4 protein-coding genes and 1 pseudogene are annotated in these 6,506 nt (G+C 71.8%); 4 read left to right on the top strand and 1 reads right to left on the bottom strand.

The genetic code is table 11. The annotated features are described in order from the left end of the window. Positions 1–230 (top strand): annotated as a pseudogene (locus B8460_RS06890) (ABC transporter ATP-binding protein); the annotation flags it as partial. Between the two features lie 28 nt (positions 231–258). On the opposite strand, the gene B8460_RS06885 reads toward B8460_RS06890, so the two are convergent. Continuing rightward, a complete protein-coding gene (locus B8460_RS06885; protein ID WP_048860842.1) occupies positions 259–2,610 on the bottom strand; it encodes a glucan 1,4-alpha-glucosidase in 2,352 nt (783 codons plus the stop codon). A 145-nt stretch (positions 2,611–2,755) separates the two neighbouring features. Here B8460_RS06885 and B8460_RS06880 point away from each other — a divergent pair, with 145 nt between their 5' ends. The 3 genes from B8460_RS06880 to B8460_RS06870 all read left to right on the top strand — a co-directional run. After that, a complete protein-coding gene (locus B8460_RS06880; RefSeq protein WP_048860841.1) occupies positions 2,756–3,994 on the top strand; it encodes a branched-chain amino acid ABC transporter substrate-binding protein in 1,239 nt (412 codons plus the stop codon). A gap of 9 nt (positions 3,995–4,003) precedes the next feature. Next, positions 4,004–4,933, top strand: coding sequence for a branched-chain amino acid ABC transporter permease (locus tag B8460_RS06875; RefSeq protein ID WP_048860840.1), 930 nt, complete (start codon positions 4,004–4,006; stop codon positions 4,931–4,933). Next, a partial coding sequence (locus B8460_RS06870; protein WP_048860844.1) for an ABC transporter permease subunit occupies positions 4,930–6,506 on the top strand: 1,577 nt, incomplete at its 3' end. The genes B8460_RS06875 and B8460_RS06870, both read left to right, overlap by 4 nt.

Genomic DNA, 6,506 nt, shown 5'->3' with positions numbered 1-6,506 from the left:
TCTTCGACGAGCCGACGCGCGGCGTCGATGTCGGGGCGATCGCGGAAATCCACCAGCTGATCAACCGGCTGGCGGACGAGGGGCTCGCCGTCGTCGTCATCTCCTCCTATCTGCCGGAGGTGATGAACCTGTCGGACCGCATCCTCGTCGCCCGCCAGGGCCGCATCGTCGAGGAGTTCACCGCGACGGAGGCGACCGAGGAGCGGATCATGTACGCGGCGGTCCACTGACCGCGCGCGGAATTACGCCGTCCGCGCCTCAGCCCGTCCGCAGCGTCACGTCCTCCCCGGCCCAGGCGCCGTCCGCGCGCCGCCACGTGAACACGACCGACGCCGCGCCGGCGGGGTCGATCTCCGCGCTGTGCAGACCGAGCCCGGTGTCGCGCGTCGGCGTCTCCTGCCAGGTGTGCCAGCCGTCGCGCGACCAGCGCAGGGTCGCCGCCGCCGGCAGGTCGACGCGCAGCACGGTGCCCGCCCGCAGCGTCGGGCAGCGGAAATCCGGGCGCCATACGCTGCAGCGCGCGGGCGTGCGGGCGTCCAGATAGCGCGCGACCGTCTGCGGCGGCAGGTCGAACGCGGCGCCTTCGGACAGCGAGCGGATCAGCTTCAGATGCTCAGCATGTGCCCACACCAGCGGCATCGCCGAGCCGCTGGGCGCGCCGCGCACCAGTTCCTGCGCCGGGATGTCGTCGGCGTCCCAGATCTGTTCGGGGATCAGGCCGCCCGGGCTGGTCAGCGCCTCCATCGTCTCCAGCAGCCGGTGCGCCTCCGCCCGGTTGCCGGCGATCAGCTCGTAATGCGCCCGCTCGCCGGTCAGCAGCGGCCACAGGCGGCCGGTCCCGGTGCCGTTGAAGGCGCTGCCGTCCTCGTGCTCGCCGTAGCCGTCGTGGTTGTAGCGGTACCAGCACGGGCCGGCCGGCAGCTCGACGCGCAGCAGATGGTCGATCGCCCGCACCGTCGCCGCCATGCGCGGATCGGACGGGGCACGCAGGCCGAAGCGCACCAGCGCGAGCGCGTCGGGGCTGACCACCTCGGCCGCCGGCGCCCAGCTGTCCCAGTCCGGCCGGTTCTTGATGTTGATCCGTCCGCCGATGCCGTCCGGCGGGCTGATGCGGACGTAATAGCCGTCGACCCCCGCGTCGCGCGCGATCGACGTGCCGGCGGCCCAGGCCCATTCGTCGATCCGCGCCTCCCACGCATCGGCGGTGTCGCGGAAGAACGCGGCATCCGCGCCCGCGCCGGCGATGTCCGCGAGATCGGCGGCGGCCAGCAGGCCGGAGATCACCACGCCCAGGGTGAAGGTGGAGAAGCCGCTGTCCTCCTCCCACCGGTCCTGTCCGGTGACGGGGCCGTTGCGGCACAGATAGGCGGCGGCGTCGCGCACCATCGGCCAGTAGGCCGGCAGGTCGCCTTCGCCCACCGCGCCATGACGCCGCGCGAGGTCGAGCACGAGGATGGGAAACGCCGTCTCGTCGAGCTGCACGCCGCTCCAGTAGGGCAGGCCGTCCAGCCATGTGTTCTGCGGCCAGCACCCGTCCGCCTCCTGCGTCGTGCGGAGGTAGTCGAGCACCCGTCGCGCCTCGGCATTGGCGCCGCAGGCGAGCAGGCCGCCCGCCGTCTCGCCGAGGTCGCGCGGCCAGACGAGATGATAGCCGCCGAGGTCATCGTCGCCCTTGGTCGCACCCCATGGGATCGACATGCTGGCGATCAGCCCGCCGGGAAAGCCGGGGCTTTCATGCACGCGCAGGATGTTGGTCGAAATACGGTACGGGTTGTGCCCGTGGCGCGGCTCGTGCCGGTCGAGCGGCAGCAGCCCCGACTGCCAGTGACGCCAGGCGGCGGTATAGGCATCGGTGGCGGCGGGAAAGCCGTCCTGCAGCGAGGCACGGGCGCGATAGGCGGCCTCGCTCCAGGTGCGGCCGAAGCCGAGCGCGAGCAGCACCCCCGCCTCGTCCGCCGCGATCTCGCCGCACAGCGCCACGTTGCCGTCCGCCGCCCGGTCCCAGCATTGCGCGAGATGGCCGTCGCGGCTGACCTGCTGCCAGCCGTCGCTGTGGCCGACGAACCCGACCGAGCGCGCGAGCCAGCCGCCATCGGCGGCCAGCGCCAGCGACGTGCCGTCGCCCTCGGCGAACAGCATCGGGACACCCTTGTAGTCCCCGACCCAGGCGGTGTTGTGCGCGCCGCCGTTGACCAGATGCGGCGACAGCAGGGCAAACAGCCGCAGCGGTCCGCCGCTCAGCGTCTGCAGCCGGACATGCTGCAGCACGACTTCGCGCTTGGGGTCGGACAGCACGCGCTTTTCGATCAGGTACCGCCCCTCGTTGCAGGTGTTCAGCAACCGGAAGGCCGGCACGCCGTGGGCGACGCGTTCCACGCGGTGCTGCGCGTCGCGCTTCTCCTCGGAGAAGAAGCCGTCCGGGCCGGAGACCAGGAAGCCGAGGTCGCGGACGCAGGCCTGATCGACGCGCGGGTAATAGACCTCGTTGAGGATGCCGTGGCTGAGGGTGAACCACACCCGGCTGAGGGGCGAGAGCGCGGTGCCGACCCCGCTCTTGGCGCTGCTGGTCCAGCGTGGAGCAATACCCGGGTGGCCCGGTGCGTCGGTCATGGAAGTCTCCGCCTCTCGTCGATGGCGCAGCAGGCGCCGCCGGGGCGTGTTAGGCAAGTGAACGGATCGCGACTCGCTGGCGCGTGGCTTGCTCGGCCGGTGTCGGCGGGCGCACGGATGGGGCGGGCGAGCGGACGGGGGTCGGATGCGGGACGCGGGACTGACACGCCGGCATGTGGGACGCCTCGCGGCCGCGACGGTCGCGGGCCTCGCCGTGACCCGGCGCGCCCGGGCGGCGACGCAGGTGGTGCGGGTCGGCATCGACCTGTCGCTGACCGGCGGCGACGCCGAAAGCGCGGTGCGGATCAAGTACGGCGCGCAACTCGCGCTCGACGAGGCCAACGCCACGCTCGACGGCGTGCGGATCGAGGCGGCGACCTATGACGACGGCACCGCGACCGCCGGCCAGTACGACCCGGCGCAGGCGGCGACCAACGCGCGGCGCATGGTCGGCGACGACGCCATGATCGCGGCTATCGGCCCGCAGATGAGCGGGGCGGCCAAGGCGATGGCGCCGATCCTCAGCCGCGGCGGCCTTGCCATCATCACGCCGGCGGCGACCAATCCGGACCTGACCGACCCCCGCTATGCGCCGCTTTACCGCCCGGGCGGCAAGACCGTGTTCTTCCGCACCGTGACCACCGACGCCTATCAGGGGCCGGACCTCGCCAACTACTTCGCCGAGACGCTGAAGGTGCGCGCGCTCTATGTGCTCGACGACAGCGGCGCGTTCGGCGTGGGGCTCGCCGATGCGTTCCAGCGACGGGCTTCGGTCAAGGGGATGCGCGTCCTCGGCCGCGACCGGCTCGATCCAAAGGCGGCGGACTATGCCGCCGTGCTGACGAAGATCAAGGCGCTGGGTCCGGACGCGCTCTACTACGGCGGCGTGCTCATGGCCGGCGTGAAGCTGGTCAAGCAATGCCACGAGATCCTGCCCGGCCTCGTGCGCGGCGGCGGCGACGGGCTGGTGGGGCCGGAGATGCTGACCGGCGCCGGGTTTCCGGCGGCCGAGGGCTGGTACGCCACCATCGCCTCGCCGCATCTCGCCGACGACCCGCGCGCGCGTGACTTCGCCCGCCGCTACCGGGCGCGCTTCGGCATCGTGCCGGACGATTACGCGATCACCTCCTATGACGCGGGTCTCGTGATCGCGGACGCGATCCGGCGCGTGCACGCGGCCGATGGCGGCGTGACGCGCGCGGCGGTGCGCGACGCGATCCAGGCGGCGAAGGTGGACACGTTGCAGGGCACCGTGTCCTTCGACGCCAACGGCGACCTGCGGGATCGCACGGTGAGCATTTTCCAGGTCCGTCGCGATCCGACGAAGCCGCTCGACAGCGTGCTCGATCAGTACCGCTATGTCGGCGTCGCCCCCACGAGCTGACGCGACGCCATGAGCTTCGGCGACCTGCTGCTGCAACAGACGATCAACGGCCTCAGCCTCGGCGCGATGTACGCGCTGCTGGCGCTCGGCTTCACGCTTGTCTACGGCATCCTCGAACTGATCAACTTCGCGCATTTCAACGTCTTCATGGTCGGCAGCTTCATCGGCCTGTGGGTGCTGGAGGGGCTCGGCCTGTCGGGGCAGTCGGTCATCCTGCACGGCGCGGCGCTGGCCGGCGCGCTGCTGGCGGCGCTGGCGGTGACGATGCTGCTGTCGGGCTTGCTCGGCGTCGCGATCGAGCGGCTGTCGCTGCGGCCGCTGCGCGGCGTGCGCGGGCCGGCGGCGATGATCACGACGATCGGCGTGTCCTACATCCTGTTCAACGTCGTGCTGCTGGGCGTCGGCGCGGATTCCAAGAACTACCCGGACCCGCTGCCGCCGGTCGCGTGGCATATCGGCGGCGCCGTCCTGCGGCTGCGGGAGGTGCTGATCTGGCTCGCGGCATTGCTGCTGATGGCGGGTCTGCACGTGTTCGTCCGGCGCACCCGGCTCGGTCGCGCCATGCGGGCCACGGCGCAGGATGCCGAGGCGGCGCGCATGATGGGCGTGGACGTGGACCGTGTGGTGATGACGGCCTTCTTCCTCGGCTCGGCGCTGGCGGGCGCGGGCGGGCTGGCGTTCGGGCTCTATTACGACTTCACCAGCTTCCTGATCGGCTTCACCGCCGGGCTGCGCGCCTTCACCGCCGCCGTGCTGGGCGGGATCGGCAGCATCGAGGGCGCGATGGTAGGCGGCCTGCTGGTCGGGCTGATCGAGGCTTTCGCCGGACAGTTCATCGCTGCCGCCTGGGCGGACGTGATCATCTTCTCGCTGCTGGTCCTGGTCCTCGTGTTTCGTCCGGCCGGGCTGTTCGGCCGCCCTGCGGTCGTGAAGTCATGAGGCGCGCCGTTCCGCCGGCTGTCGCGCGGGCAATGCCCTGGGCGCTGCTGGCGGCGGCGCTGCTGCTGCCGCTGGTGCATCGCAACGACGCCGATCTCGACAGCATCGCCAATGCCGGCGCCTATGCGGCGCTCGCGCTCGGCCTCAACATCGTGGTCGGCTTCGCGGGGCTGCTCGACCTCGGCTACGCGGCGTTCTTCGCGATCGGCGCCTATGCCTACGGCATCCTGACGTCGTTTCAGATCCTGCCGCCCTGGTCGCCGTTCTGGCAGCCCTTCGCCGATCTCGGGCTGGTCGCGCGCTTCGCCGGACCGGACGGCGACGCGGTGCATTTCACCGTCAGCTTCTGGCTGATGCTGCCGGTCTCCGCCGCGCTCGCCGCCGGGTTCGGCGTGCTGTTCGGCGCCCCGACCCTGCGCCTGCGCGGCGACTATCTGGCGATCGTGACGCTCGGCTTCGGCGAGATCGTGCCGATCGTGGTGCGCAACGCGGAGCCGATCACCAACGGCGCGATGGGCCTGAACGGTATCGCGCCGCCGTCGCTGTTCGGTTACAGCTTCGGCGTCGCGGCGTGGCCCTATTACTACGTGGCGGTGCTGCTGGTGGCGGCCCTCATCCTCGTCTCCCGCCGCCTGCGCGACAGCCGCACGGGGCGGGCCTGGCTCGCGATCCGCGAGGACGAGGTCGCGGCGGCGGCGTCCGGCATCGACTGCGTGCGCGCGAAGCTGCTGGCCTTTGCCATCGGCGCCGCCTTCGCCGGCATGACGGGCACGTTCTACGTGGCGAAGCTGCAGACCGCGACGCCGGAGATGTTCGGCTTTCCGGTCTCCGTCATGGTCCTCGTCATGGTCGTCCTCGGCGGCATGGGCAGCGTCTGGGGCGTCGTCGCGGGCGCCGTCGTGTTGCAGCTTCTGCAATCCTGGTGGCTGCCGGAGCTGACCAACTGGCTGCACGCGGCGGGCAGGGCGGTCGGCAGCGCGTGGCTGCAGGCGATCGACCTGGTGCCGGCGATCGAGCTGATCTTCGGCATCATCCTGGTGCTGATGATGCTCTACCGGCGCGACGGGCTGATCCCGGCCGTGCGCCGCACCCCCGCGCTGTCCCACGCCGACCAGCATGCCGAGGTTCGCCGCGCGGATGCCGCGCCCGCGCCGGTGCCGCCGCTCGGGCTGCCGCCCGGTCTGCCGCCGGTGGCCGAGGGGATGCTGCTGGAGATCACGGGCCTGACGGTGCGCTTCGGCGGTCTCGTGGCGCTCGACCGCGTCGATCTGTCGGTGCCGGCGGGACAGGTCGTCGCGGTGATCGGGCCGAACGGGTCGGGCAAGTCCACGCTGTTCAACGCGATCAGCGGCGTCGGGCCGACACATGGCGGGCGCGTGCGCTTCGACGGGCGCGACATCACCGGCGCGCCCGCGCATGCCGTGCTGCGCGGCGGGATGGCGCGCACGTTCCAGAACATCCGCCTGTTTCCCGATCTCAGCGTGCTGGAGAACGTGCTGATCGGCCAGCACGCGCGGCTTGCCGCCGGGCCGGTGGGCGCCGTCCTGCGCACGCCGCGCACCCGCGCCGAGGA

The organism is Acidisphaera rubrifaciens HS-AP3, assembly GCF_000964365.1.
In the GTDB taxonomy this organism is placed as follows: Bacteria; Pseudomonadota; Alphaproteobacteria; order Acetobacterales; family Acetobacteraceae; genus Acidisphaera; species Acidisphaera rubrifaciens.
Note: the sequence above shows the minus strand (reverse complement) of the source record. Positions and strands in the feature narration are given on the sequence as shown.

Coding starts and splice junctions, on each gene's coding strand:
- B8460_RS06885 (WP_048860842.1), bottom strand. CDS start 2,610: ATGACCGACGCACCGGGCCACCCGGGTATTGCTCCACGCTGGACCAGC.
- B8460_RS06880 (WP_048860841.1), top strand. CDS start 2,756: ATGCGGGACGCGGGACTGACACGCCGGCATGTGGGACGCCTCGCGGCC.
- B8460_RS06875 (WP_048860840.1), top strand. CDS start 4,004: ATGAGCTTCGGCGACCTGCTGCTGCAACAGACGATCAACGGCCTCAGC.